22 protein-coding genes, 1 tRNA gene and 2 pseudogenes are annotated in these 25,124 nt (G+C 66.1%); 12 read left to right on the plus strand and 13 right to left on the minus strand.

Annotated features, from left to right (window positions below):
• Positions 1-13: 13 nt before the first annotated feature.
• Together AADJ02_RS15475 and cobA are read right to left on the minus strand one after the other, a co-directional pair.
• Positions 14-1,285, minus strand: coding sequence for a cobyrinate a,c-diamide synthase (locus tag AADJ02_RS15475; RefSeq protein WP_341213907.1), 1,272 nt, complete (start codon positions 1,283-1,285; stop codon positions 14-16).
• A complete protein-coding gene (gene cobA / locus AADJ02_RS15480) occupies positions 1,285-2,136 on the minus strand; it encodes a uroporphyrinogen-III C-methyltransferase (RefSeq protein WP_341213908.1) in 852 nt (283 codons plus the stop codon). Before cobA ends, AADJ02_RS15475 begins: the two co-directional genes overlap by 1 nt.
• Positions 2,137-2,220: 84 nt before the next feature.
• On the opposite strand from cobA, the gene AADJ02_RS15485 reads away from it, so the two are divergent.
• From AADJ02_RS15485 to pgi, 8 genes are all read left to right on the plus strand, one after another.
• Positions 2,221-3,270, plus strand: coding sequence for a cobalt-precorrin-5B (C(1))-methyltransferase (locus AADJ02_RS15485; protein ID WP_341213909.1), 1,050 nt, complete (start codon positions 2,221-2,223; stop codon positions 3,268-3,270).
• Positions 3,267-3,998: a cobalt-precorrin-6A reductase gene (locus AADJ02_RS15490; RefSeq protein ID WP_341213910.1), complete on the plus strand. Its 732-nt coding sequence runs from the start codon at positions 3,267-3,269 to the stop codon at positions 3,996-3,998. The genes AADJ02_RS15485 and AADJ02_RS15490 overlap by 4 nt, the downstream gene beginning before the upstream one ends.
• Entirely contained in the window at positions 3,980-4,624 is a 645-nt protein-coding gene (locus tag AADJ02_RS15495) for a DNA-3-methyladenine glycosylase 2 family protein (RefSeq protein WP_341213911.1), read from the plus strand. Before AADJ02_RS15490 ends, AADJ02_RS15495 begins: the two co-directional genes overlap by 19 nt.
• The gene (locus AADJ02_RS15500; RefSeq protein ID WP_341213912.1) at positions 4,621-5,289 is read left to right on the plus strand and encodes an alpha/beta fold hydrolase; all 669 of its coding nucleotides are present in this window, start codon (positions 4,621-4,623) and stop codon (positions 5,287-5,289) included. The genes AADJ02_RS15495 and AADJ02_RS15500 overlap by 4 nt, the downstream gene beginning before the upstream one ends.
• A 184-nt stretch (positions 5,290-5,473) precedes the next feature.
• Complete coding sequence (locus AADJ02_RS15505) at positions 5,474-6,058, plus strand: HNH endonuclease (protein ID WP_341213913.1); 585 nt, start codon at positions 5,474-5,476, stop codon at positions 6,056-6,058.
• A gap of 140 nt (positions 6,059-6,198) precedes the next feature.
• Positions 6,199-7,653: a glucose-6-phosphate dehydrogenase gene (gene zwf, locus AADJ02_RS15510; protein ID WP_341213914.1), complete on the plus strand. Its 1,455-nt coding sequence runs from the start codon at positions 6,199-6,201 to the stop codon at positions 7,651-7,653.
• Positions 7,654-7,715: 62 nt separating this feature from the next.
• On the plus strand, positions 7,716-8,387 hold the full coding sequence (pgl, locus tag AADJ02_RS15515; protein ID WP_341213915.1) for a 6-phosphogluconolactonase: 672 nt from the start codon (positions 7,716-7,718) through the stop codon (positions 8,385-8,387).
• Positions 8,388-8,390: 3 nt separating this feature from the next.
• Positions 8,391-9,992 carry a glucose-6-phosphate isomerase gene (gene pgi, locus AADJ02_RS15520; RefSeq protein ID WP_341213916.1) on the plus strand — a complete coding sequence of 534 codons (1,602 nt, stop codon included), beginning with the start codon at positions 8,391-8,393 and terminating at the stop codon, positions 9,990-9,992.
• A 134-nt stretch (positions 9,993-10,126) separates the two neighbouring features.
• Here pgi and AADJ02_RS15525 read toward each other — a convergent pair whose 3' ends face one another.
• The 3 genes from AADJ02_RS15525 to AADJ02_RS15535 form a co-directional block, all read right to left on the minus strand.
• A complete protein-coding gene (locus tag AADJ02_RS15525) occupies positions 10,127-10,474 on the minus strand; it encodes a RidA family protein (RefSeq protein ID WP_341213917.1) in 348 nt (115 codons plus the stop codon).
• 39 nt (positions 10,475-10,513) lie between these two features.
• Positions 10,514-10,587, minus strand: a tRNA-Gly gene (locus tag AADJ02_RS15530).
• A gap of 53 nt (positions 10,588-10,640) precedes the next feature.
• Positions 10,641-12,686, minus strand: a complete 2,046-nt coding sequence (locus AADJ02_RS15535; protein WP_341213918.1) for an ASKHA domain-containing protein — start codon at positions 12,684-12,686, stop codon at positions 10,641-10,643.
• Positions 12,687-12,866: 180 nt separating this feature from the next.
• Between AADJ02_RS15535 and guaB the strand changes: the two genes are divergently transcribed.
• Positions 12,867-14,315, plus strand: a complete 1,449-nt coding sequence (guaB, locus tag AADJ02_RS15540; protein ID WP_341213919.1) for an IMP dehydrogenase — start codon at positions 12,867-12,869, stop codon at positions 14,313-14,315.
• 392 nt (positions 14,316-14,707) lie between these two features.
• On the opposite strand, the gene AADJ02_RS15545 is transcribed toward guaB, so the two are convergent.
• The 4 genes from AADJ02_RS15545 to AADJ02_RS15560 are packed head-to-tail and all read right to left on the minus strand — an operon-like array spanning position 14,708 to position 20,126.
• A complete protein-coding gene (locus AADJ02_RS15545; protein ID WP_341213920.1) occupies positions 14,708-15,673 on the minus strand; it encodes an oligopeptide/dipeptide ABC transporter ATP-binding protein in 966 nt (321 codons plus the stop codon).
• A complete protein-coding gene (locus AADJ02_RS15550) occupies positions 15,670-17,556 on the minus strand; it encodes a dipeptide/oligopeptide/nickel ABC transporter permease/ATP-binding protein (RefSeq protein WP_341213921.1) in 1,887 nt (628 codons plus the stop codon). Before AADJ02_RS15550 ends, AADJ02_RS15545 begins: the two co-directional genes overlap by 4 nt.
• Positions 17,553-18,500 carry an ABC transporter permease gene (locus tag AADJ02_RS15555; protein WP_341213922.1) on the minus strand — a complete coding sequence of 316 codons (948 nt, stop codon included), beginning with the start codon at positions 18,498-18,500 and terminating at the stop codon, positions 17,553-17,555. The genes AADJ02_RS15550 and AADJ02_RS15555 overlap by 4 nt, the downstream gene beginning before the upstream one ends.
• A gap of 54 nt (positions 18,501-18,554) precedes the next feature.
• Positions 18,555-20,126, minus strand: a complete 1,572-nt coding sequence (locus AADJ02_RS15560; RefSeq protein ID WP_341213923.1) for an ABC transporter substrate-binding protein — start codon at positions 20,124-20,126, stop codon at positions 18,555-18,557.
• Between the two features lie 101 nt (positions 20,127-20,227).
• Between AADJ02_RS15560 and AADJ02_RS15565 the strand changes: the two genes are divergently transcribed.
• Positions 20,228-20,917 (plus strand): DUF1028 domain-containing protein, encoded by a 690-nt coding sequence (locus tag AADJ02_RS15565; RefSeq protein WP_341213924.1) that lies wholly within the window; start codon positions 20,228-20,230, stop codon positions 20,915-20,917.
• Here the strand turns inward: AADJ02_RS15565 and AADJ02_RS15570 are convergent, their stop codons facing one another.
• Positions 20,918-21,685 (minus strand): FCD domain-containing protein, encoded by a 768-nt coding sequence (locus tag AADJ02_RS15570; protein WP_341213925.1) that lies wholly within the window; start codon positions 21,683-21,685, stop codon positions 20,918-20,920. It abuts the gene before it with no gap.
• Positions 21,686-21,753: 68 nt separating this feature from the next.
• Here AADJ02_RS15570 and AADJ02_RS15575 point away from each other — a divergent pair, with 68 nt between their 5' ends.
• Positions 21,754-22,995, plus strand: a complete 1,242-nt coding sequence (locus AADJ02_RS15575) for a M20 family metallo-hydrolase (RefSeq protein WP_341213926.1) — start codon at positions 21,754-21,756, stop codon at positions 22,993-22,995.
• A 101-nt stretch (positions 22,996-23,096) separates the two neighbouring features.
• Here AADJ02_RS15575 and AADJ02_RS15580 read toward each other — a convergent pair.
• Positions 23,097-23,267: pseudogene (locus tag AADJ02_RS15580) on the minus strand (transposase); the annotation flags it as partial.
• A gap of 80 nt (positions 23,268-23,347) precedes the next feature.
• Between AADJ02_RS15580 and AADJ02_RS15585 the strand changes: the two are divergent.
• Positions 23,348-24,310 (plus strand): IS1595 family transposase, encoded by a 963-nt coding sequence (locus tag AADJ02_RS15585; RefSeq protein WP_341213927.1) that lies wholly within the window; start codon positions 23,348-23,350, stop codon positions 24,308-24,310.
• On the opposite strand, the gene AADJ02_RS15590 is transcribed toward AADJ02_RS15585, so the two are convergent.
• Together AADJ02_RS15590 and AADJ02_RS15595 are read right to left on the minus strand one after the other, a co-directional pair.
• Positions 24,267-24,734 (minus strand): hypothetical protein, encoded by a 468-nt coding sequence (locus AADJ02_RS15590; protein ID WP_045319935.1) that lies wholly within the window; start codon positions 24,732-24,734, stop codon positions 24,267-24,269. The genes AADJ02_RS15585 and AADJ02_RS15590 overlap by 44 nt on opposite strands.
• A 69-nt stretch (positions 24,735-24,803) precedes the next feature.
• A pseudogene (locus AADJ02_RS15595) lies at positions 24,804-25,124 on the minus strand (DDE-type integrase/transposase/recombinase); the annotation flags it as partial.

Here is a 25,124-nt window from a genome sequence, read left to right on the forward strand (position 1 = left end):
GCGCGGTGCGCTGTCACGCCCGATCGATAAGATGCGCGAATGAGCCGCAAATCCGACCTTCCCGCAGTCCCATTGGCGGCAGGACCGTACCTTCGGCGTCGCAGGCCTCGAACAGCGGCGTACCCACAGCCGAAAGCGTGGTCGCATAGTGAAACTCATGCGCCGCCCATGCACCGGCAAAGGGGCCTTGGGACGCCGTCACCTTGCGATATCCAAGATGCAACTTTCGTTTGGCAAATGAGGTCGAGAGCTTCAGTAGCCCAGCCATTCTATGCGAAACGCCCTTAGCGTCGGTCAGGCTTTCGCCCAGAACCATGTAGCCGCCACATTCTCCATATATATCAGAATGCTGAGACGCGTTTATGAGGCTTTGCATGAAGACTTGTGCCTGAGCGAGTTTTCCTGTGTGAAGCTCCGGATAGCCCCCGGGAAGCAGCACCAGATCCGCCTCTGGCACCGCGTCATCAGCCAGCGGCGAGAACACGCGGATTTCTGCCCCCTGAGCGCGCCAGTCAGACAGCAGATGCGGATAGGAGAATGCAAATGCCGCGTCGCGCGCCAATGCGATACGCTGCGCGGGGGGAGGCACGCGTGGACCGGCCTGAGGCGGCAAGGGAGAGGCGGACCCCGCCAGCGCCATCAGGGCATCAAGGTCGAGATGCCTGTCGATCAGATCGGCGGCGTGGTCGAGAAAGGCATCGAGATCGGGCCGTTCGCCCGCCTGCACAAGCCCAAGATGCCGCGAGGGATGCGCGAGTCCCGCCTCGCGCGGCAGCGCGCCCAGCACCGGCATGCCGATCCGCTCGAGCGCCCGGCGCAGCATCCCTTCGTGACGCGGCGAGCCGAGCCGGTTCAACACGACGCCGCCGATCCGGACGGTGGGGTCAAAGCCCGCGAACCCCGCCACGAGCGGAGCGACGGATAGCGCCATACGCCCAGCATCGACCACCAGCACCACCGGCAGACCCAAGCCCCGCGCCAGATCCGCGCAGGCGCCGCGCCCGTCGGGCGGTGCGCCATCGAACAGGCCCATCGCGCCCTCGACGACCAGCGTCTCGGTCCCACCCGCCAGCGCTCTCAATCGCGTCGAACTCATCGCCCATGCATCGAGATTGACGCACTCCGCGCCGCAGGCCGCCTCGTGGAACCGGGGGTCGATGTAATCCGGCCCTGATTTGGCCCCGCGCACTGCGACGCCGCGCCGCGACAGCGCGCGTAAAAGGCCGAGCGTGACCGTGGTCTTGCCGGAGCCGGAGGCGGGAGCGGCGATCAGCAGGCCGGGCATCAGCCCTGCTCTGCGGGCCGTCCGCGTCCCAGCGGGTCGAGATCGCGTGGGGCTTCGCCCGCGATCTGTCCTTGCCAGTCGAGCACTTGCCGCATGAGGGCCGCGCGACCGATGCAGATGATCGCCGGCGGCTCGAGCTTGGTGTCGGCGATGTCGGCTGCCATGCGGTCGAGGCGGGTTTCTAACACCTTCTGCGTCGGCGTCGTGGCACCCGCGACCACCGCCACAGGCTCGTCGGCGGATCGGCCCGCGGCAAGCAGGGCCTCAGCGATGGCGCTGGCGTGCTTGATGCCCATGTAGATCACGATGACCTGACTGCCGCGCGAGATCGCGGCCCAGTCGAGCGACGAAGGCGTGGCACCCGACTGATCGTGGCCGGTCACGAAGGTCACCGACTGATTTACGTCGCGGTGGGTCACCGGGATGCCCGCATAGGCCAGCCCGCCGATACCGGCGCTGATGCCGGGGATGATCCGCACCCGCACGCCATGCTGCACCAGCGTCTGAGCTTCCTCGCCGCCGCGTCCGAAGACGAAGGGATCGCCGCCCTTGAGCCGCAGCACGCGCCGCCCGGCCTGCGCCAGTTCGACCAACCGTAGCGAGATGTCGCGCTGCTTGGCCGAAGGCTTGCCACCACGCTTGCCGGCATAGATTTTCTCGGCCTCGGGCGCCCAGTCGAGAATGCGTTCGTCGACCAACGCGTCATAGACGATGACATCGGCCTGCCGGAGCGCGTTGAGCGCGTGCAGCGTCAGCAGGCCCGGATCGCCGGGGCCCGCGCCGCAAAGCCAGACCCAGCCGGGTTCGAGTGCGGGCCAATGATGGGCGGGGAGGGAGATCGAGTCGGTCATGAGATCGTTATTGCCCCGCGCCCGGCGCGAGGGAACCCCCGGTCGCGCTTTCCTCTCGCGCCGCGCGCTCCTAATGTCCGTTTCATGAGCACGCCCGCCCCCCTTCGTCGCGGCTGGACCACCGGCGCCTGCGCCGCCGCCGCCACGCGCGCGGCGCTGCTGCGGCTCTGGGGCGGCAACTGGGTCGACGAGGTGTCGATCACCCTGCCGCGCGGTGAGACGCCAGTCTTTGCGCTGGAACATCGGGCCGAAGGCGAGGGCTGGGCCGAGGCGGGGATCGTCAAGGACGCGGGCGATGACCCCGATGTGACGCATGGCGCGCTGATCGTGGCGCGGGTGCGCGATATGTCGGGCGGCGTGACGTTCCGCGCGGGCGAGGGTGTGGGCATGGTGACCAAGCCCGGCCTGCCTATCCCGCCGGGCGAGCCCGCGATCAACCCGGTGCCGCGTGCGATGATGGAGGAGGTGGTGGCGGAAATCGCCGCCGATCAGGCGCGCGCACCGGACGTGGAAATCACCATTTCCGTGCCCGGTGGCGCGACGCTGGCGGAAAAGACGTGGAACCCCCGTCTCGGGATCACGGGCGGCATCTCGATCCTCGGCACCACCGGCATCGTGCGCCCGTTTTCCTGCGCCGCCTGGATCGCCTCGATCCATCGCGGGGTCGACGTGGCACGCGCGACTGGGCTGGGCCACGTCGCAGGTTGCACCGGGGCGACGTCGGAGCGGGTTGTCCAAGGGCTCTACGACCTGCCGGATCACGCGATGCTCGACATGGGCGATTTCGCGGGTGGCCTGTTGAAATATCTTGCGAAACATCCGGTCCCGCGCGTCACCATCGGCGGCGGCATCGGCAAGATCACAAAGCTCGCACAAGGGGCCGTGGACCTACACTCTGCGCGGTCCCAAGTGGATTTTTCAGCCTTGGCCGAACTGGCCGGAGTGCCTGAGATCGCCGGGGCCAACACGGCGCTGGAGGCGTCGCGCATGGCTCCCGATCTTGGCCAGCTCGTGGCCGAGGCCGCACTGACGCAGCTCGTGGGGCGCTTTGGCACCGTGCAGGACGGCAGCGCCATCGCCTTCGACGTCGTCGTGATAGACCGCGGCGGTGCGATCCTCGGGCGCGCCTCGTGACGGTGCTCGTCCTCGCCGGCACCCGCGAAGGGCGCGAGATCGCCGCCGGTCTGGCGACGCGGAGCGTGTCGGTTCTGGCCTCGCTCGCCGGGCGCACGCGGCAGCCCTTGAAGGCGGGCGTGCCGGTGCGGACGGGCGGGTTCGGGGGGGAGGCGGGCTTTCGCGAGGTGGTCGCCGATCGGGGGATCACCGCCGTGATCGACGCGACGCATCCCTTCGCCCAAGACATCACCGAGCGCACCGCCCGGATTTGCCGCGAAGACGGCCTGCCGCATCTCGTCGTCCGTCGTCCGGGCTGGACGCCGGAACCGGGCGACGACTGGACCCGCATCAAGGCCGAGGCCGATCTCGCGGCGCATGTGCCGCGCGGCCAGACCGTGTTTCTGGCCACCGGGCCACAGCGGCTCGACGCTTTCACCGGTCTTGAGGGCCGCCGCGTGCTGTGTCGCCGGATCGATCCGGCACCGGGGCCGTTTCCCCATGAGAACGGGCAATGGGTCGTCTCGCGTCCGCCCTTCAGCATCAATGACGAAACCGCGCTCTTTGCCCTACTCGGGGTCGACGTGCTGGCCACCAAGGATTCGGGGGGTGAGGACGGGCGCGCCAAGCTCGAGGCTGCGCGGGCGCTGGGGCTGAAGGTCGTGCTGCTCGACCGGCCGCCGCTGCCCGAGGGGGCCCGGGTGGTCGAAACGGTGGAGGAGGCGCTGCAATGGGCGGAGGGGCTGTGAACGAACGCATCATCATGCATGAGGACCACGTGGCCGAGGGGGCGGACTGGCTCGCCGCCAACACCGATCATTTCGGGCGGCTACTGGAGGTCACCGGGCCGCTGCCGCTGCGCCGCACGCCAGACGGCTTTGGCCAACTCTGCTCGGCCATCGTCAGCCAGCAGGTCTCCACTGCCTCGGCGCGCGCGATCCGGGGGCGGTTGGAGGCAGCCGACCTGATGCGACCCGAGACGCTGGCATCGGCGGAGGACGAGGCGTTGCGCGCCGCCGGGCTGTCGCGCCAGAAGATGCGCTATTTGCGGGCATTGGCGCAGGCGGGGATCGACTTCGACGCGCTGCGCGACGCGCCTACGGAAGAGGTGATCGCCACCCTCACCGCCGTTACCGGCATCGGTGTCTGGACCGCCGAGATCTATGCGATGTTCGCGCTGGGCCGGGCGGATGTCTTCGCGCCGGGCGACCTCGCGCTGCAAGAGGGCGCGCGGCATCTGCTGGGGCTGGACGAGCGGCCGAAGGAACGTGCCCTGCGCGAGATCGCCGTGCAATGGGCGCCGTGGCGCGCGGTTGCGGCACGCGGTCTGTGGGAATACTACCACCACGTAAAGGGCAGGGAAGGAATCCTATGACGCGCGCATTGCAATCGGGCCGAGTGGAGCCGCTTAGCGGCGAGATGCGCTCGGCGGTGATCTTTCTGCATGGGTATGGTGCCAATGGTGCCGACCTGTTGGGCCTTGCCGATCCGCTGGCCGAGCATATGCCCGACACGCTGTTTCTGGCCCCCGATGCGCCAGAGGCCTGCATCGGCGCGCCGATGGGGTTTCAGTGGTTCCCGATCCCCTGGATCGACGGGTCGAGCGAGGAGGAGAGCCGTCAGGGTCTTGCTCGCGCGGCCGAAGATCTGAACGCCTTTCTCGACGGCATCATGGTCGACGAGGATCTGCTGCCCGAGCAGGTGATGGTCGTGGGTTTCTCGCAAGGCACGATGATGGCGCTGCACGTGTTGCCGCGCCGCGAGGACGCGATCGCCGGGCTGGTGGCCTTCTCGGGGCGCCTGCTCGAGCCCGAGCTTCTCGCAGACGAGGTGCAGAACCGCCTGCCGATCCTCTTGGTGCATGGCGACATGGACGAGGTGGTGCCGCCGCAATCGCTGCCCGAGGCGGCACAGGCGCTGCAAGAGGCCGGATGGACCGACCTCTATGCCCACGTGATGAAGGGCACGGCGCATGGAATCGCCCCCGACGGGCTCGAAGTGGCGCTGGCCTTCATGCGCGAACGTCTCGGCATCGCCTGATCTTTGGGCAGATCGCTCGAATTTCGTCATGTGGCTGTCATCTGCCTGGACCATGCTGGTCCGGGCGGTGACACGACCTTGGGACTTGCCAGCTTGCCGCCGCCAGATATAGTCGATGTACGGCAGGAGCGGGGCTCCCGCTCTGGTCGTCCGAAGGGGCTGCGAGAGCGAGGACGGACTCACGATGCAAGGCGACTTCAGGACCGAGTTCGTACGCGACCCGGTGGGGCTCAGGCAGCATCCGGCGCTGGTGCTCAACGCGGATTACCGCCCGCTGTCCTACTATCCACTTTCCCTCTGGCCTTGGCAGGAAGCGGTCAAGGCCGTGTTTCTCGACCGGGTCGACATCGTCGCCGAATACGATGCGGAGGTGCATTCGCCTTCCACCGTCATCCGAATACCCTCGGTCGTGGTGCTCAGAGATTTTGTCCGTCCCCAGAAGCGCGTGGCTTTCACGCGCTTCAATTTATTTCTCAGGGACGGTTTTCGCTGCCAATACTGCGGATCGAAGGGGGATCTCACCTTTGATCATGTGATCCCGCGCGCCCGCGGCGGCGTCACGAGCTGGGAGAACGTCGTCGCGGCCTGCTCGCCTTGCAACCTGCGCAAGGGGTCCAAGAGCCTGCGGCAGTCGGGGTTGAACCTGCAACGCGCGCCTCGGCGTCCCGGTGCCGAGGAACTGCGCGATCGCGGGCGGCGCTTTCCGCCGCATCATCTGCACGACAGCTGGGTCGATTTTCTGTACTGGGACGCCGAACTCGAGGCCTGATCGCGTTCAGGTTGCGCCCGGTACTCCGGATCGGGTTGCAGCCCACCCCTCGATGCCTAGACTGCGGCCAAACACACCGCTAAGAGGGCGGCGTTAGCGCTAACTGCACGGCCCTTGTGGCCGCCCAGACGGAGACACCCATGGTATCGCGCGTCATTCCGGTCGACAGCTTCGACCTCGTCATTTTCGGCGGCACCGGCGATCTCGCCCGGCGCAAAATCCTGCCGGGGCTGTTCCGCCGCTTCCGCTCGGGCCAGATGCCCGCCGAGGCCCGCATCATCGGCGCCGCGCGCTCCGATATGGATGACGCGGGCTACCGGCAGATGATCCGCGAGGCGATCGCGGAGTTCGGCTTGGAGGAAAAGGATGATGCCAGCGGCATCGACGCTTTCATCGAAAGGCTGCACTATGTCGCCATCGACGCCACGGGCGAGGGCGGATGGAACCAGCTGCGCGAGCTGATGCGCGACGGCGTGATCCGCGCCTTCTATTTCTCGGTGGCCCCCTCGCTGTTCGGCGCGCTGGCTGAGCGCCTGCACCAGCATGGCATCGCCGACGCCTCGAGCCGGATAGTGGTGGAGAAACCCTTCGGTCGCGATCTGGCGTCCGCCAAGGCGCTCAACGCAACGCTGGCCGAGCATTTCGACGAGGGGCAGATCTACCGGATCGACCATTACCTCGGCAAGGAAACGGTCCAGAACCTGATGGCCGTGCGTTTTGGCAACGTGCTGTTCGAACCGCTGTGGAATTCGCATTACATCGATCACATCCAGGTCACCGTGGCCGAGACCGTGGGCGTCGGCGGGCGCGGCGGCTATTACGACAAGTCGGGTGCGATGCGCGATATGGTGCAGAACCACCTGATGCAGCTTTTGTGCCTGATCGCTATGGAGCCGCCCTCGACCTATGACGCCGACACGGTGCGCGACGAGAAGCTCAAGGTGATCCGCGCCCTGCAGCCGGTTGAGCCGCACCAGATCGTGCGCGGTCAATACGACGCGTCGCAGGATGGCCCCTCCTACCGCGAGGACGCCGAGAATCCGCGCAGCTTCACCGAGAGTTTTCTGGCGCTCAAGTGTCACATCGCCAACTGGCGCTGGGCCAAGGTGCCGTTCTACATCCGCACCGGCAAACGCATGAAGGCGCGCTCTTCCGAAATCGCGGTGGTGTTCAAGGATCTCGGTCACACGATCTTCGAAGGCGACACCGCGCGGCACCGCAACATCCTGTCAATCCGGTTGCAGCCGAATGAGGGGATGGATCTGCAGGTGACGATCAAGGAGCCGGGACCGGGGGGCATGCGCCTCGTCGACGTGCCGCTCGACATGACCTTTGCCGACGCGCTGGGCCCGGATCGCGAGGATGCGCCGGATGCCTACGAGCGGCTGATCATGGATGTGATCCGCGGCAACCAGACTCTGTTCATGCGCGGCGACGAGGTCGAGGCGGCCTGGGCCTGGACCGATCCGATCATCAACGGATGGGAGGCGCGCAACGACGTGCCCAAGCTCTATGACGCCGGAACCGCCGGGCCTGAGGATGCGATGATGCTGATGCATCGCGACGGACGGCGCTGGCGCGAGATCAAGGGCTGAGAGGCCCTCCGAAGTCGCGGCAAACCTGCGGCTCCGAGACGAAACCGAAAGGAACAAACGGCATGGAATTCGTCGAATACGCCGATTCCGAAATGATGATGATCGACCTTGCCGATCGCGTGGCGAGCGAGTTGCGCGCGGCAATCACCGCCGATGGTCGGGCCAGCCTCGCGGTGCCCGGCGGCACCACGCCGGGGCCTGTGTTCGACACGCTCTCGGCAATTCGGCTCGATTGGGACAAGGTGCATGTGATGCTCACCGACGAGCGGTGGGTGCCCGAAAGCTCCGAGCGCTCCAACACCGGCCTGCTCAAGCGTCGCCTGTTCACCGGCGAAGCGGCAGCGGCGCATTACCTGCCGCTCTACGCCGAGGCCGAGCGTCCCGAGGAAAAGCTCGACGCGCTGCAGGCCAACCTCGCGCCGCATCTGCCGTTGTCGGTGGTGCTCTTGGGCATGGGGGCCGACATGCACACCGCCTCGATCTTTCCGGGTGCGGACCAACTCGACGCGGCGCTGAATGGCGAAGCGTCACTGGTGGCGATGCGCGCGCCGGGCGCGCCCGAGCCGCGCATCACCTTGTCGGCCAAAGTGCTGAACGACGCGATGCGCCGCCATATCGTCATCATCGGCGCCGAAAAGCGCGCCGCGTTGGAAAAGGCCCAGACGCTCAGCCCGCAGGAGGCGCCTGTCGCGGCGATCCTCAAGGGCGCGACCGTGCACTGGGCGGAGGGCTGAGACATGTGGGACGATCTGAAGGCCAAGGCGCAGGCCGTGGAAAACCGGCGCATCGAGACGCTGTTCGAGGATGCGGGCCGCGCGCGCGATTTCTCGGTCAGCGCGCTGGGCATGCTGTTCGACTACGCCAAGACCAACATCGACGCCGAGACCCGCGCGGCGTTGGTCGCGCTACTTGACGAGCGCGACGTCGCGGCCCGCCGCGATGCGATGTTCTCAGGCGCCGAGATCAACGAGACCGAGGGCCGCGCGGTGCTGCACACGGCGCTGCGCAACCTCGACGGTGCCGCCGTGACCGTCGATGGGCAAGACGTGATGCCCGAGGTGCTGGGCACGCTAAAGCGTATGGAAGAGTTCGCCCGTGCCGTGCGTTCGGGCGAAATCGCGGGGCAGGGCGGCGCGATCACCGATGTGATCAACATCGGCATCGGTGGGTCCGACCTCGGCCCCGCGATGGCCGCCAAGGCTTTGGCCCCCTATCACGACGGGCCGCGCTGCCACTTCGTGTCGAACGTCGATCCCGCCGATGTCGCCGATGCGCTGGCGGCCTGCGATCCGACCACGACGCTGGTCATCGTCGCGTCCAAGACCTTTACCACCATCGAGACCATGACCAATGCCCGCACCGCCAAGGCGTGGATGGGTCAGGCCGTGTCGGACACGGGCGCGCAGTTCGCGGCCCTTTCCACCGCCGCCGACAAGACCGCCGATTTCGGCATCGCGCCGGAGCGGGTCTTCGGCTTCGAGGACTGGGTTGGCGGACGCTACTCGATGTGGGGCCCGATCGGGCTGTCGCTGATGATCGCCGTGGGGCCGGAGGCGTTCCGTGCCTTCCTGCGCGGCGGTGAGGCCATGGACCGGCACTTTTGCGCCGCGCCGTGGCAGCAGAACCTGCCCGCGATGCTGGCTATGGTGGGGATGTGGCACAATCAGGTGCTGGGCTATACGACCCGCGCCGTGCTGCCCTATGACAACCGCCTCGCTCGGTTGCCCGCCTATCTCCAGCAGCTCGAGATGGAAAGCAACGGCAAGCGCGTGTCGATGGATGGCGAGGCGCTGTCGTTCCATAGCGGCCCCGTTGTCTGGGGCGAGCCCGGCACCAACGGCCAGCACGCCTTCTACCAGTTGATCCATCAGGGCACGCGGGTCGTGCCGTGCGAGTTCCTCATCGCCGCCGAGGGCCATGAAGAGGGGTTGGAGCACCAGCACCGCCTGCTGATCGCCAACTGCCTCGCGCAGTCCGAAGCGTTGATGAAGGGCCGCGATCTCGACGAGGCCCGCGAGAAGGTCGCTGGTAAATTCGATGGCGCGGAATTGGAGCGTCAGGCCAAGCACCGGGTCTTTCCGGGCAACCGCCCGTCGACGACGCTGGCCTATCCCAAGCTCGACCCCGAGACGCTGGGCAAGATCATCGCGCTCTACGAGCACCGGGTCTTCGTCGAGGGTATCGTGCTCGGCATCAACTCCTACGACCAGTGGGGCGTGGAGCTGGGCAAGGAGCTGGCCACGGCGCTGCAGCCGGTCGTCGATGGTGAGGCAAACGCCGATGACAAGGACGGCTCCACCGCGCAGCTCGTCGGTTTCCTGCGCGCCAACGGCGCCTGAGGCCAAGTTATATCGACTAGACATGGGGGCGGTCGCTTGATGCGGCCGCCCCTTTGCCTTCAAGTCTTACGCAAAAGGGCGATCGTCTCGCGCGATCGCCCTTGCCGACTTTCGGAAATCACGCGGATCAGGCGTCAGACCGCCGCCGTCACGATGATTTCGACCCGGTAATCGGGCGAAGCAAGCTTGGATTCGCCGGTATAGCGTGCCGGGGCGTGCTCCTTGGCGACCCAACCGTCCCAGACCTCGTTCATCGCAGCGAAATCGGCGATGTCGGCCAGCCAGATCTGCGCGGTCAGGATCCGCGTCTTGTCGGTGCCGGCTAGCGCCAGAAGCCGGTCGATCTCGGCCAAGGTGGCGCGGGTCTGCTCGCCGGCATCGGCGCCGGGGGCTTCGACCTGGCCCGCGAGATAGGCAATGCCGTTGTGGACGACAGCCTGGCTCATGCGGCCATTGGATTCGAGGCGTTGGATATCGGACATTCAGGGTCTCCCGTCAGGCGGTTGTCGGGCGGGAGTGGCTGGAGCGGGTAACGGGAATCGAACCCGTAACTGAAGCTTGGGAAGCTTTCGTGATACCTTTTCACCATACCCGCGCGCTCTAGCTTCGAGGTAGCCGTGCACGCGGGTATCGTCAAGCGGGTTTCACTCAGTCGCGGGCCCGCCTGCGCCGTCGGCCACCTTCGCCACCACCGCCTGCGGCGTTGAAGCTGGGCTCTGGCAGGGCCTGCGTCTCGCGCAGCCCGGCAAAGGGCGCGGTGGCATGCGGGATCGCGTTGGCGGCGACGAAATGCTCCTGAAAGCGTGGCTCGATCGCGGTCTCGACCTTGGTGATACGGCGCACCAAAGTCTCGGCTTCGCGGCGTGCCGCGACCGAGCACAAGGCGATGCGCGCACCGGTCCCGGCGGCGTTGCCCGCGCTGGTGACCTTCTCGACCGGCACGTCGGGGATCATGCCCAGCACGAGGGCGTGCATCGGGCTGATATGCGCGCCGAAAGCGCCAGCGAGGACCACCCGGTCCACGGCGTCGACCTCGCGCTCGTCCATCAGCAGGCGTGCGCCCGCATAGAGCGCCGACTTGGCAAGCTGGATCGCGCGGATGTCGCCTTGGGTCACGGTGATGCGTGGACCGCCCGCGTCCGATCCGTCGTGGATCAGGTAGGCGTGGGTGCGGCCTTCGGCGATCATCCGTGGCGTGCCGGTCTGTTCGGCCGAACCGATGAGGCCCTTGGCATCCACCAGCCCGGCGATGCGCATCTCGGCCACCGCCTCGATGATGCCCGAGCCGCAGATGCCCGTGACGCCGCCCCGACCAACCTCGTCCCAGAACCCGGGCTGATCGGACCATGTCTCGCAGCCAATGACGCGAAAGCGAGGCTCCTTGGTCATGGGGTCGATGCGGATCGCCTCGATCGCGCCGGGGGCGGCGCGCTGGCCCGAGGAGATCTGCGCGCCCTCGAAGGCGGGGCCGGTGGGCGAGGAGCAGGCGAGCACGCGTGCCCGGTCACCGAGCAGCAGCTCGGCGTTGGTGCCGACATCGACGATGAGCACGAGGTCGTCGGACTGATCGGGCCGTTCGGACAGCGCCACGGCGGCGGCGTCGGCCCCCACATGCCCCGCGATGCAGGGCAGGATATAGACCTGCGCGCCGGGATTGAGGGCGGTGAGGTCCAGATCGCGGGCAGGCAGGGACACGGCGTCCGAAGTGGCGAGCGCGAAGGGGGCTTGACCTAGCTCGACCGGGTCGATGCCCAGCAGGAGGTGGTGCATCACCGGGTTACACACGAACACCGTCTCCATGATGTCGCGCGCTTCGATCCCTGCCTCGGTCGCCAGTTCGCGGGCCAGATTGTCGATGGCCACGCGCACGGCCGCGGTCATCTCCGCCGCGCCGCCCTCGTTCATCATCGAGTAGCTAACCCGGCTCATGAGGTCTTCGCCAAAGCGGATCTGCGGGTTCATCACCCCTGCCGAAGCCTCGACATGACCGTCTTCGAGCGAGGTCAGATGCGCCGCGATGGTGGTGGAGCCAAGGTCGATCGCAAGGCCCCAGAGCGGCTCGGCCCGAAATCCCGGCCAGAGGTCGAGGATGCGCTGCGGCCCGTCCTCGGCCTCATGGTGCAGCGCGACCGTCACCTCCCACTCGCCCTTGCGGAGCGCCTGCTGCAGCTTGGCCAGCACGGATGGGGCGGCCGAGACCTCGCCGATGCGCCATTGGCCGCGCAGCGCCTCGCTCAGGCGCTCCAGATCGCCCTTCGGCTCGTGCATGTCGGGCTCGGGCACCGAGACGAAATACTTGCGCGTCGCGGCATCCATGACGATGGGCCGCGCGTCGGCGTTCTTGCGGACCACCTGCCGGTGCACCTGGCTTTCGGGCGGCACGTCGAGCACGACGTCGGAGCGGATCTGCGCCTGACAGCCCAACCGGCGGCCCGGCTTCAGGCCACGGATGCGGTCATAGCGTTCCTCGACCGCGTTCACCTCGCTCAGCGCGTCTTCGGCCACCGTCACGCCATGCTTGGAGAACTGGCCCTTGCCGGGGCTGACCTGACACTTGGAGCAGATGCCGCGCCCGCCGCAGACGCTGTCGAGATCGACGCCAAGGCGGCGTGCGGCGGCGAGGACCGTGGTGCCTTCTGGCACGCGGCCGCGCTTGCCCGATGGGGTAAAGATCACGAGGGGGTCCTGGGTCATGTCGGGCCTTTCGGGGGCGAGCGGTGCTTGCGCGGACCATAGGCGATTGCGCCGCGAGGGAAAGGGTGTGGGGGCGGCAGGGCATGGCTTCAATGCGACGCGCCGCTTTCGCCCTTTCCCCTCGGGAAGAACGGTGCGATAGGGACGTGCCAAACGAAGCATCCCAAAGGAGTGGTCCCGATGGAGATTCGCGAGGCTCTGACCTTCGATGACGTTCTGCTGGTTCCTGCCGCATCGAGCGTCATGCCGTCCACGGCCGATACCCGCACAATGGTGACGCGCGACATCGCGATGAACATCCCGCTCCTGTCGAGCGCGATGGACACCGTGACCGAAGCGCGCATGGCGATCTGCATGGCGCAGTCGGGCGGCATCGGCGTGGTGCACCGCAACCTCAGCGTCGCCGAACAGGCCGAGCAGATCCGGCAGGTGAAACGGTTCGTTTCGGGCATCGTCTACAACCCGATCACGCTCACGCCCGACCAGACGCTGGCCGACGCGCGCAAGCTGATGGAGCAATATTCGGTGACCGGCTTCCCGGTGGTGGGCGAGGGTGGCCGCGTCGTCGGCATCGTCACCAACCGCGACATGCGCTTTGCCGCCGACGATCGTACGCCGGTCAAGGCGATGATGACCGCCGACAACCTTGCCATGCTCAACGAGCCCGCGGACCTCGATCAAGCGCGCAACCTGATGAAGGAGCGTCGGATCGAGAAGCTGCTTGTCACCGATGCGCAAGGCCGCCTGACGGGCCTTCTAACGCTGAAGGATAGCGAGCAGGCGGTGGTGAACCCCTCGGCCTGCAAGGACCGGCTGGGCCGTCTGCGCGTGGCTGCCGCCTCCAGCGTCGGCGATGCGGGCTTCGAACGGTCCATGGCGCTGGTCGAGGCGGGCGTGGACATCGTCGTCATCGACACCGCGCATGGCCATTCCGAAGGCGTGGGCGAGGCGGTGCGCCGTCTCAAGCGCGAGGCGGGCGACGTGCAGATCATGGCCGGCAACGTCGCCACGGGGGCGGCGACGCGCGCGCTGATCGACGCGGGCGCGGATGCGGTCAAGGTCGGCATCGGCCCGGGCTCGATCTGCACCACGCGGATGGTGGCGGGCGTCGGCGTGCCGCAGCTCACCGCGATCATGGATTGTGCCGAAGCCGCGGGCGACACGCCCGTGATCGCCGACGGCGGCATCAAGTTCTCGGGCGACTTCGCCAAGGCGATCGCCGCAGGTGCCTCCTGCGCGATGGTCGGCTCGATGATCGCGGGCACGGACGAATCCCCTGGCGAGGTGGTGCTCTATCAGGGCCGGACCTTCAAATCCTACCGCGGCATGGGCAGCCTTGGCGCCATGGCCCGCGGCTCGGCCGACCGCTACTTCCAGAAGGACGCGGCCTCGGACAAGCTGGTGCCCGAGGGCATCGAGGGTCAGGTCCCCTACAAGGGCACTGCCACGGCGGTCGTTCACCAACTGGTCGGCGGTCTGCGCGCGGCGATGGGCTACACCGGCCATCCGACGGTCCAGTCGATGCGCGGCAACTGCGCCTTCGTGAAGATCACCGGCGCTGGTCTGAAGGAAAGCCACGTGCACGACGTGCAGATCACGCGGGAGTCGCCGAACTATCGTATCGGATAATCAGGGGGTTAGCGACGGGTCGCACGCTCTGGCTTCAGTGAACTATACGTGAACATGCTCAGAACATATCCAGTTCTGGACAATGCATCAGTCTTGGAGCTGATGCAGAAAAGGATAGTGGCAGTGGAAACTGATGCGAGCTCGCACGGCCATGGTAGCAAGAGCGTGATAGCATCCTCAGGCCTCTCAAAGGCCTGGGATTCCAAGGCGGGCAGTGCAAGTAGGCCAGGCTGGATGTCCGCTTCCGCGGCTGGTCCGAGGGCACGCTTGCGCCCGCGGCGAACTTCCCGAATCCGCCCTGTTTTCCAACGGTGACCGACGGCCCAGCGTCTACTCAGCACTCGTAGCCAAAGCCTGGAAAATCGCGAAGCCAAGAAATTGGGGAGGGGGAGCTAAGCCATATCTTGGAATGGATGATAGCAGGCTACAGCTCCTCCGCCCGAAACCGCTTCCAATGCAGGAGCCTCCTGCCGGCAACGCTCGGTTGCTCGCGGGCAGCGTGCGGCGAAGGCGCATCCCATCGGCGGATTGAGAGGGTCGGGGAGCTCACTCCCTCGTGCTTCCGGCGCTTCAAGCGCACGTCCCACCACCGGCGCGCTGCCGGCCAACAGCTTGGTGTAGGGGTGTTGCGGCGCCCGGAAGATCCGTTCGGCCGGCCCGATCTCGACCAAGGCCCCGAAGTAGAGGACGGCCACTCGGTCCGAGACGGCCTCCACCACCGCAAGATCGTGGCTGATGAAGAGGTAGGTCAGCCCCAGGCGTTTGCGCAGATCAGCCAACAGGTTCAGCACCTGGGCCTGGACACTGACATCGAGGGCCGAGACCGGTTCATCCAGGATCAGGATGCGCGCGTCTGCAGCCAAGGCCCTGGCGATGCCGATCCGCTGCGCCTGACCGCCTGAAAATTCATGTGGGTAGCGGTCGAGGAATTCGGGCCGCAGGTTCACGTTGTCGAATATCTCGGCAATGCGCTTCTTGCGGGCGACCTTGCCCATACCGTGCAGCTTCTTGAGCGGGAGCTCCAGGATCTGTCGGATCGTCTTCCGAGGGTTGAGCGAGGAGATTGGATCCTGGAACACATATTGAATGCGCCGACCGAAGTCGGTCGGATCCGAGGTGTTGAGAGCGGCTCCCTCGATCTCGATCGTGCCGGTGCTCGGTGCGACAAGGCCGACGAGCATCCGAGCGAGCGTGGTCTTGCCGCAGCCTGACTCCCCGACGATCCCAAGCGTTTCACCTTGCTCCACGCTGAGCGAAATCGGCTGAACCGCGCGCACGCCGGCGCGCGGCCCACCGAAGAGCCCCCCGCGCAAGGGGAACGTCTTGGAGAGATTTTCCAGTCGCAGAGCTTTGGTCATTCGGCAGCCTCCCTGGCGGGGCTTTCTTCGGGGAAGAGGCAGCGCACGGCGCGATTGCCTTCTGGGGCAAGCGGGATATGCCCCTCGCGGCACACGCTGCGGGCTTTGTTGCACCGCTCCGCAAAGGCACATCCCTCCGGCAGTCGGTCGATGGCGGGCGGAAGGCCCGGGATCGCTTCGAGCTTGCGGCGGCCGCCGCCGAGCTCGGGCACGCATGCGATGAGGCGGGCGGTGTAAGGATGGCGCGGCGCGGCGAGAACCGATTTCGTCGGGCCTTCCTCGACCACCTTTCCGGCATACATCACCGCCACTCGGTCGCAGAGCTGTGCCACGACCCCGAAATCATGGGTGATGAAGATGATGGCGAGATCGCGGGAGCGCCGTAGATCGTCGAGCAGCGACAGGATCTGCGCCTGCACTGTCACATCGAGTGCAGTTGTTGGCTCGTCGGCGATGATCACCTCGGGGTCGTTGGCGAGCGCCATGGCGATCCCGACGCGCTGGCGCATGCCGCCCGACATTTCGTGCGGGTAGTCCGAAATCCGGCGCTCAGGATTGGGTATCCGGACATCGCGCAGGAGTTCGACCGCCTTGCCACGGGCCTCTTCGGTTCCGATCTTCTGGTGCGCTTGGATCGCTTCGACAAGCTGATCGCCGACCCGGTAAAGGGGATGCAGCGTCGCAAGAGGGTCTTGGAAGATATATGCGATCTCGCGGCCGCGCACGGCGCGTAGGCGCTCATAGGGCGCCCCGATGAGGTCGTCGCCGCGATAGCGCACCGCGCCGCCGGTGATGACGCCAGGAGGCGAGGCCACGAGCCCGGTGACCGACAGGGCGGTGACCGACTTGCCGGAGCCGCTCTCGCCGATGAGGCCGAGACATTCACCCGGCTTGACCGCGAGGCTCACACCGCCCACGGCGCGCAGCTGCCGCGACCCGACATGGAACTCCGTCTCGAGCCCTTCGAGGGTGAGAATGCCCTCAAGGCTCGGCTCCGGAGCGGGCGCCGGACGGCGCACCCGGGTTGCAGCCATCGGCCGCGACAGTGCCCCCGACTTGAGCCGCGGATCGAGCGCGTCGCGGATACCGTCGCCCAGCAGGTTGATCGACATCACGATGACCAGGATCATGATGCCCGGGACCACCGAAGTATGCGGGTGACTGATAAGCGCGGCGCGCGCCTCTCCCAGCATCGAGCCGAGATCCGCCTGCGGCGGCTGGCTGCCTAAGCCCAGGAACGAGAGGCCCGCCGTTTCGAGGATCATCCAGCCGATCGTGGTCGACATGGCGATGACGATGACCGGCAGAACGTTCGGCAGAATCTCGGTGAGGATGATCTGCGGGCGCGACAGGCCGGAGAGACGCGCGGCGTCGACGAATTCCTTGTGCGCAAGCCCCACGGTGATGCCGCGAATGTTGCGGGCGAAGAAGGGCACGTTGACGGCCGCAACGGCGATCAGGGCATTCAGGAGACCCGGCCCCAGCGCTGCCACAATGGCCAGAGCCAGAAGGATGTAGGGAAAGGCCATCAGCATGTCGACGCCCCGCATGATGACGTTGTCGAGCCGTCCGCCGTAGAACCCGGCAATGACACCGATCGCGGCGCCGATGGTTGCGGCGATGGCCGCCGCGGCGAAACCGACGGCCAGCGACAGGCGCGTCCCCCAAAGCAGGCGGGACAGCAGGTCGCGGCCCAGATGGTCGGTGCCGAGCAGGGCGCCTTCGGAGAAGGGCGGGCGAAACCTGTTGGAGGTGTTCGTCACATCCGGGTCTGCCAACGGCAGAAGCGGCACCGCAATGGTGAGAAGCAGGACGAAGGCCAGGATGACGCCACCAGCGAGGGCCAGCCGATTGCGCGAGAAGAGCAGAAGCGAAGCCGTCATGTCCGGATCCTCGGGTCGAGCAGGCTCTGGGCCACGTCGACCACGATGTTGAAGAAGACGTAGCAAGCGGCGACGACGATCACGCCGCCCTGCACCAGCAGGATGTCGCGGCGCAGGATGGCGTCGACCAGCATCCGGCCGATGCCCGGCCACTGGAACACGATCTCGATATAGACGGCCCCGGAGAGCACGAAGCCCGCCTGTATGCCCAGCACCGGCAGGATCGACACCATCGCGGCGCGCAAGGCGTGGCGCCAGATAACCGAACGCTCATGCACGCCCTTGGCACGGGCGGTGCGGATGAAGTCCTGCCGCAGCACCTCAAGCAGGGCCGAACGTGACAGCCGGGCGATCACGCCCGTGGCCACAACGGCCAGCGCGATCGCCGGCATGGCCAAGTGCGAGATCAACGCAGCCGCGTCGCGGGTGCCGTAGATGGGCCACATGCCCGACACCGGAAACCAGCTGAGCCTGACCGCGAAGAGCAGGATCATCATCATGCCGAGGAAGAAGGAGGGGATGGAGATGCCCAGCAGCACCGCGAAGGTGATCGCCTTGTCGGCCCAGCCATACTGGTTGGCGGCCGAAATCGTCCCGGCGATGACGCCCAGAAGGGCGCAGAGAACAAAGGCAGTGCCCGCCAGGATCAGCGTCGCGCCGAAGCGCTCGAGCACCTCGTCCAGCACGGGCCGGTTCAGCGCGAAGCTCTGCCCGAAATCTCCTTGGAGCATGTTGCCAAGCCAGATCAGGTATTGGCGCCAGAGCGGTGCATCGAGGCCAAGCTCGCGGTTGATGCGGGCCACGTTCTCTGGCGTGGCATAGCTGCCGAGGATGGCGGTCGCGGGATCGCCTGGGATCAGCGCCATGATCAGGAAGACGATGACGGTGATGCCAAGCAGCACCGGCACCGCCGAGAGCAGCCGTCTGAGGATGTATCCGCCCATGCGCGGTCTCTCCCGAATGGGAAGCGGGGGCCGGTGCGCGGCCCCCGCGCGTGATCAGTTCTTGGCGACGTCGTCGAGCAGCAGGAAGAACGACGGCTGCAGGTCGAAATTCTCGACACGGTCGTTGGTCACCGCGTTCTGCTTCCAGTTCGCGACGAAGACCCACGGCGCGTCTTCGTGCACAATCTCCTGCATCTCCTTGTAGAGACGAGCGCGCTCCTCCTGGTCTGTGGCGCGGCGCGCCTGTTCGAGAAGCTCGTCGACCTCTGGGTTGGAGTAGTAGCCAGAGTTGAAGCCGCCCTGATCGGGAAACGCCTCGCTGCGCAGTGCAAGGAAGGGCAGGGTATCGGGGTCGTTCGTCATCCAAGCCATCTCGGCCATATCGGCCTTGCCCTCGAGGCCCGGGTTCACCTCACCCAAGAAGGTGTTCCACTCGTAGGTCTCGATCGTCACGTCGAAGCCCACCGCCTCGAGGTCGGCCTGGATCGCGGTGCCCATCGCCACCGGGTCGAGCATGCCCGAGCCGCCCTCGGTGACGTAGAAGGTCAGCTCGGCGCCTTCGGCGCCGGCTTCGGCGATCAGCTCGCGCGCCTTCTCCGGATCATAGGGGTAGGGCTCGAGATCCTCATTGTAGGCCCAGGCGAAAGCGGGCGGCGTGGGACCAGCAGCAACTTCGGCGGTGCCTTCGAGCACCTCGTTCACGATTGCTTCCTTGTCGATCGCGTAGTTCGCTGCCTGCCGCACCAGCTTGTCCGCAAAGGGCCCTTCCTTCGCGTTGAGGATCAGGAACCACAAATGCGGGCCGGCCTGTTCGTGCAACTGGTAGCTTTCGCCCTCGAACTGCGACAGCGCTACGGGTGGGACCTCCACCATCAGATCAATGCCACCGGCCAACATTTCGGCCGTGCGGGTGCTGGCATCGGTAATGGGCCGGAATACGACGGCTTCGAGCTGAGGTGCACCGTCCCAGTAATCCGGGTTGGCCTCGACGACGACCGCCTCGTTGGGCCGCCATTCCGCGAACTTGAAGGGACCCGTGCCCGACGGGTTGCGACCGAATTCCGAGCCATGGTCCTCGACCGCGGCGGGCGAGACGATCAGGCCGGTCGGGTAGGCGAGGTTGGACAGGAAAGGCGCGTAGGGCTCGTTCAGCACGAACTTTACCGTCATGGGGTCGACGACCTCGACCTTCTCGATTGCCGAGAAGAAGAAGGAAAGCGGGAACGGGCCGGTGTCGTAGTAGGGGTGGTTCTCGTCGAGCATGCGGTCGAAGTTGAACTTCACCGCCTCGGCGTCGAACGAACTGCCGTTATGGAAGGTGACGCCCTCGCGCAGCGTGAAGGTGTATTCGGTGCCGTCCTCCGAGATCTCCCAATCGGTCGCCAGCGCCGGCTCGACCTCCAGAGTGCCATCCTTGTAGCGCACCAGCCCGTCATAGACGTTCATCAGGATGCGGAAGTCGTTCACCGCAGTCACAGCCGCCGGGTCGAGAGCCTTGGGCTCCGCGATCTGGCCGACGACGAGGACGCCCGGCGGGGTCTGGGCGAAGGCCGGGGCACCCAGGGCCATGGTAAGGGCGGTGCCGGCAGCAAGCAGGCTTCGGCGGGTCATTTGTCCAATCGACATGGGTTACCTCTCCTGTTCGGTTCGATCTTATTTTTCATGATAAATTGCATCAGGGCAAATTTTCATTATAAATTCAAGCGCGGTGGCACGGAGATAATGAGATGACGATTTCGATCCTTGCATATGACGCGGAAACAGGCACTTACGGCGGCGCCGCCACCACGGGCAGCCTCTGCGTCGGGGGGTGGGTGCTGCGCGGGGATGCCGAATCGGGGCTTTCGGCCTCGCAGGGGTCCTTGCCGAGCACCCTCTGGGGCACCCAAGTGCTGGAACGCATGCGGGCTGGTCGGCCGGCTGCCGAGGCGGTGTCCGGGGTCGTCGATGCCGATGCGGGCCGCGCCCATCGCCAGCTGGCGGCCCTTGATCCGAAAGGGGGAACAGGGCACTTCACGGGGGCTTCGAGCATTCCGGCGGCTGGTGCGCGGCAAGCGCCATCAGTCGTCGTGACGGGCAACCTGCTCTCCGGTGATGATGTGCTCGAAGCCTGTCTGGACGGCTACCGGAAGGCGCACGGGAACATGGCCGAGCGCCTCGTCGCGGCGCTCGAGGCGGCTGCCTCAGCCGGAGGCGACAGCAGAGGGCTTCTGTCTGCCGCACTGCTCGTCGTATCGCGCAGCGCCCCGCCGCTCAGCCTTCGGGTCGACTACTCCGAAACGCCGTTGCAGGATCTTACAGACCTGCATCGCAGAGCCACCAGTGGGGCCTATGGCGAATGGGCGCGCCTCGTTCCGACGCTTGATGAGCCCGAACGAGCCATGCCCTACAGCGAAACCGTCACCCCGGCCGGCTGATCAGTGGGTCATGAAGCGCTTCATGACCACGGCTTGCTGGTCTTCCATCATCCGCCAGGCCATTTCCATGTGCGAGCGCATGATGGAACGGGCCGCCTCGGCATCGCCTCGTTCGATTACATCGAGCAGGTCGAGCTGATGCTGCCGCCCCGTCCGCCAGAGTTCGACGTTGGGCGTCGCATAGAGCTGCTTGTAAACGGTGAGGTCCGCGAGGATCTGCGACATGAAACCGATGATGAACCCCAGCAGCGCATTGTCGGCGAAGCTCGCGAGCTTGGCATGAAAACGCAGGGACGCGACATGCTGCGCGCGCTCCTCCTCGGGGTCATTGGCCGGCTCGGCGTAGCCGTCGATGATCGAGCGCAGTTCGGAAAGCTGGTCCGTCGACAGGCGCCCTGCCAGCCCGGCCGCAACCTCGGGCTCGAGCGCGACCCGAAGCTGGTAGATGTCGGCGATCGAGATGTCCCGGAAGTAAAAGTAGTTCGCGAGCAAGGCATGCGCACGCTCAGAGGATACTTCGCCGACGAAGCTGCCACCGCCGGGCCCGGTCTTGGTTTCGACCAAGCCTTGCGCCTGCAGCAGGCGCATGGCCTCGCGGATCGTGCCTTTGGACATACCGAAACGTTCGATCAGCTCGGTCTCGCCAGGGAGGCGGTCACCCGGCTGCAGACCCTGCTCGACCACCCACTCCTTGATGGCCTCGGCCACGCGAATGGGACGGGAGCGCCTGCGGCCCTTTTCGGCAGGAGTGACGCTCGTTCTCGCCATCGCACAACTCTTTCGACTTCCGAAGGCGTCCATAAGACAAATTTATCATGATAAATACAAGGGGTAGTATGAGCTATGGCGAGTTGGCCGCGGAGCGGCTGTCGGAAATCGCTGAGATGTCCGAAGCGGGCCCGGGGGTCACTCGTCTGCCTTGGACGCCTGAACACCGTCGGGCCCTCGATATCATATCGGACTGGATGCGGGATGCCGGACTGGACGTCAGCCTCGATGCGGCCGGAACTCTAATCGGACGAACTCCAGGCATGTCCGGAAGACCCGCACTGTTGCTTGGCTCCCATCAGGACAGTGTCCGCTCCGGCGGTCGCTTCGATGGGATCATGGGTGTCGCAATAGCCTGCCTCGCCGTTCGTCGGCTTCACAAGGAAGGCGTCCGCCTGCCATTCGCGGTCGAGGTTCTGGCCTTCGCGGACGAGGAAGGGGTTCGATTTCCAACAGCCCTGATCGGTCCGCGCGCCCTGGCGGGTCGCTTCGACCCGGCCGTCCTGGACATGAAGGACGCCCAGGGGGTGAGTATGCGCCAGGCGATGCAGGGGTTCGGTTTGGATCCGGACGGCATTCCTGCACTGATGCGCCAGAGGGAAGAGGTGGTCGGGTATTTGGAGGCCCACATCGAGCAAGGCCCTGTGCTCGAGGCGCAAGGCCGATCGCTGGGTGTGGTGACCGCGATCTGCGGAATCTCCCGCTACGCAGTCGCCTTCGAAGGTGAGACTGGTCATGCGGGCACAGTTCCCATGGCAGGCCGACGTGATGCGCTGGTCGCCGCGGCCCGCTTCGTGGCGGCCATGTCCGACGCTGCGACGGCGATGGAGGATTGTCGCGCCACGGTCGGCCAGATCGATGTGAAGCCCGGCGTTGTCAACGCCATCCCCTCCGAGGTCCGCCTGACCCTGGAACTTCGAGCCCCCTCGGACGAGAACCGGCTGGGGCTCAGATCGAAAGCTATGCATCTGGTTCAGGAGATCGCTGTGCAAGCCGGGGTAGCTGTGCGGATCGAGCAGACTTACGAGCAGCCTGCTGTTGTCTGTGATCCTGGTATCAGGGCGGCTTTGTCTCGGGCCATGACCGCATCAGCCATGTCCGCAATCGCCATACCTTCCGGCGCGACGCACGACGCATCCGCGATGGCCGATCTCTGTCCGGTCGGGATGCTATTTACCAGGTGCAAGGGCGGCCTCAGTCATAGACCAGACGAATTCGCCAGCGCAGCGGATATGGAAGATGCCGTTCAGGTTCTCGCGAATGCGATCAAAATCATGGCGTTGGAGCGACCTTCCAAGTGGGCAGACTGAAAAGATGGTTGGCCTGATAGCGAGGAGCCTCTGGTAATTCCGGCGCCTCTCAACCATCGTTGGATCTTGAGCTGCCCCAACTGAGTGCTCCAGGTTAATTGTTAATGCATGGTCGGTCTCCGGTCGACGGGCACGATGCTTTCCGGCGCCGGCGGGCGATAGCCCAAGGCACTGTGGGGCCGAACAGTGTTGTAGTGCTTCCGCCATCTCTCGATCAGGATCTGCGCCTCGCGCAACGTGTAGAAGATCTCCCCGTCGAGCAGCTCGGTCTTAGGTAGCAGATGCACCAAGCCCTTGCTTTGGATCTTGAATGGGAACAGGATGGGAACATGTTTCGCGTAGCGAGGCGACCATGTCCCAGCATTTCCTGCTTTCCGCCGCCGCCCGGACCCTGTCGCTCAGGACGATCTACGAGGAAGGGGAAGACGCCGCATATCGGCGCTTCTGCCGGCTGCGATGGCCCGAGACGGAGGGCGCTCCGGTCTGCCCGCTCTGCGGCTGCCTGGACATCTACGACCTGAGCACCCGGCGCCGGTTCAAATGCGCCGCCTGCCACCGGCAGTTCAGCGTCACCTCCGGCACCGTCTTCGCCTCGCGCAAGCTGGCCTTCGTCGATCTGCTCGGGGCGATCTGCCTGTTCGTGAACGCCGCCAAGGGTCTGTCCGCGGTCCAGCTCTCGCGGGATCTGGACGTGCAGCACAAGACGGCCTTCGTGCTGATGCACAAGCTGCGGGAGACGATGACACTCGAGACCCGGGAGACCCGGCTCGAGGGTGAGGTGGAAGTGGACGGGGCCGTGTTCGGTGGCCAGGTCCGGCCCGCCAACGCGCGCGACGACCGGGTCGACCGCCGCCTGCTCGCCAACCGCAGCGGCAAGCGCAGGGTGGTTGTCGTTCTGCGCCAGCACGGTGGCAGGACGCTGCCCCGGAGCTTCCTGCGCGAAGCCCAGGCTGTCGATTTCGCCCGGGAAAGGATTGCCTCCGGCAGCGTCATCTCGGCCGACGAGGTAGCGCACTGGGACGTCCTCGAGCCCGACTTCGAGATGAAACGCGTCAATCATTCCGAGGCCTACAGCCGCGAGGGCGTTCATACCAACCTGGCCGAGAGCTACTTCTCGCGGCTGCGGCGCATGATCGGCGGCCAGCACCTTCGGGTGGAGGGGCACTACCTCGATGCCTATGCCGCGCACGCCGCCTGGCTCGAGGATCACCGCTTCGACAGCAACGGCGGCCTCGCGGACCGTCTCATCGGCGGCGCGATGGCGGCGCCTGTCAGCCGGGCGTGGAAGGGGTATTGGCAACGACGCGCAGCGTGACGGCGTCTCCGGCGCTCCAGACGCACATGCCTTTGCGCTTTTCCACCAGCCGGACGAGCCGCCGGTGCCTGGCGTGCCGCAGCGCCTGGACGACCTTGAACACGACCGAGTTCCGCAACGCCGTGTCCGACACCTCGAGGCCGCGCTCGATCATCACCCGCTCCGCCAGTTCCCGGGTGGTCAGCTCGGCGTCCACCCCCAGATGCTGCACGCAGATGTCGGCAATCTCGCCCTTCTTGAAGAAGCCGTGGCTCACGATGTAGCGCGCACGCCGGCGTTCGGGCACTGCGAACAGCTCGATCGTCGCGTTCACATGCGCAAGGTCATGCTTCGCATGGGCGATCTGCGTCTCGTAGGCCTTGATCTGTCCAAGAATCTCGGCGCGCTTCTGCGTCAATGTCTGGATGATCAGGGGCTCGGCCATGCCGCCATTGCAGCGAACTTCGCCGGCCCGGTCCATCCGGCAAACTGGTGCATCTGCTACCTAAGACCGGAGCAGCTCGTTGCGGAAGCGGGCGTTGAAGCTTTCGCAGTAGCCGTTCTCCCACGGCGAGCCCGGTTCGATGAAAGCGGTCCTGGCGCCGACGGCCTCGATCCAGTCCCGGACCTTCGTGGCCACGAATTCGGGGCCATTGTCTGAGCGAATGAACTCGGGCGGCCCGCGCAGGATGAACAGCTCCGTCAGGACATCCACCACGTCGGTGGAGTTGAGCTTCCTGCCGACGCGGATCATCAGCGCCTCCTTCGTGAACTCGTCACTCGGCATCGTCCTCGGACCGTTTATGGATGGCTCCCGCGTGGCAAGGGCTTTCGT

The sequence above is a fragment of the uncultured Limimaricola sp. genome (assembly GCF_964022235.1).
GTDB lineage: Bacteria > Pseudomonadota > Alphaproteobacteria > Rhodobacterales > Rhodobacteraceae > Limimaricola.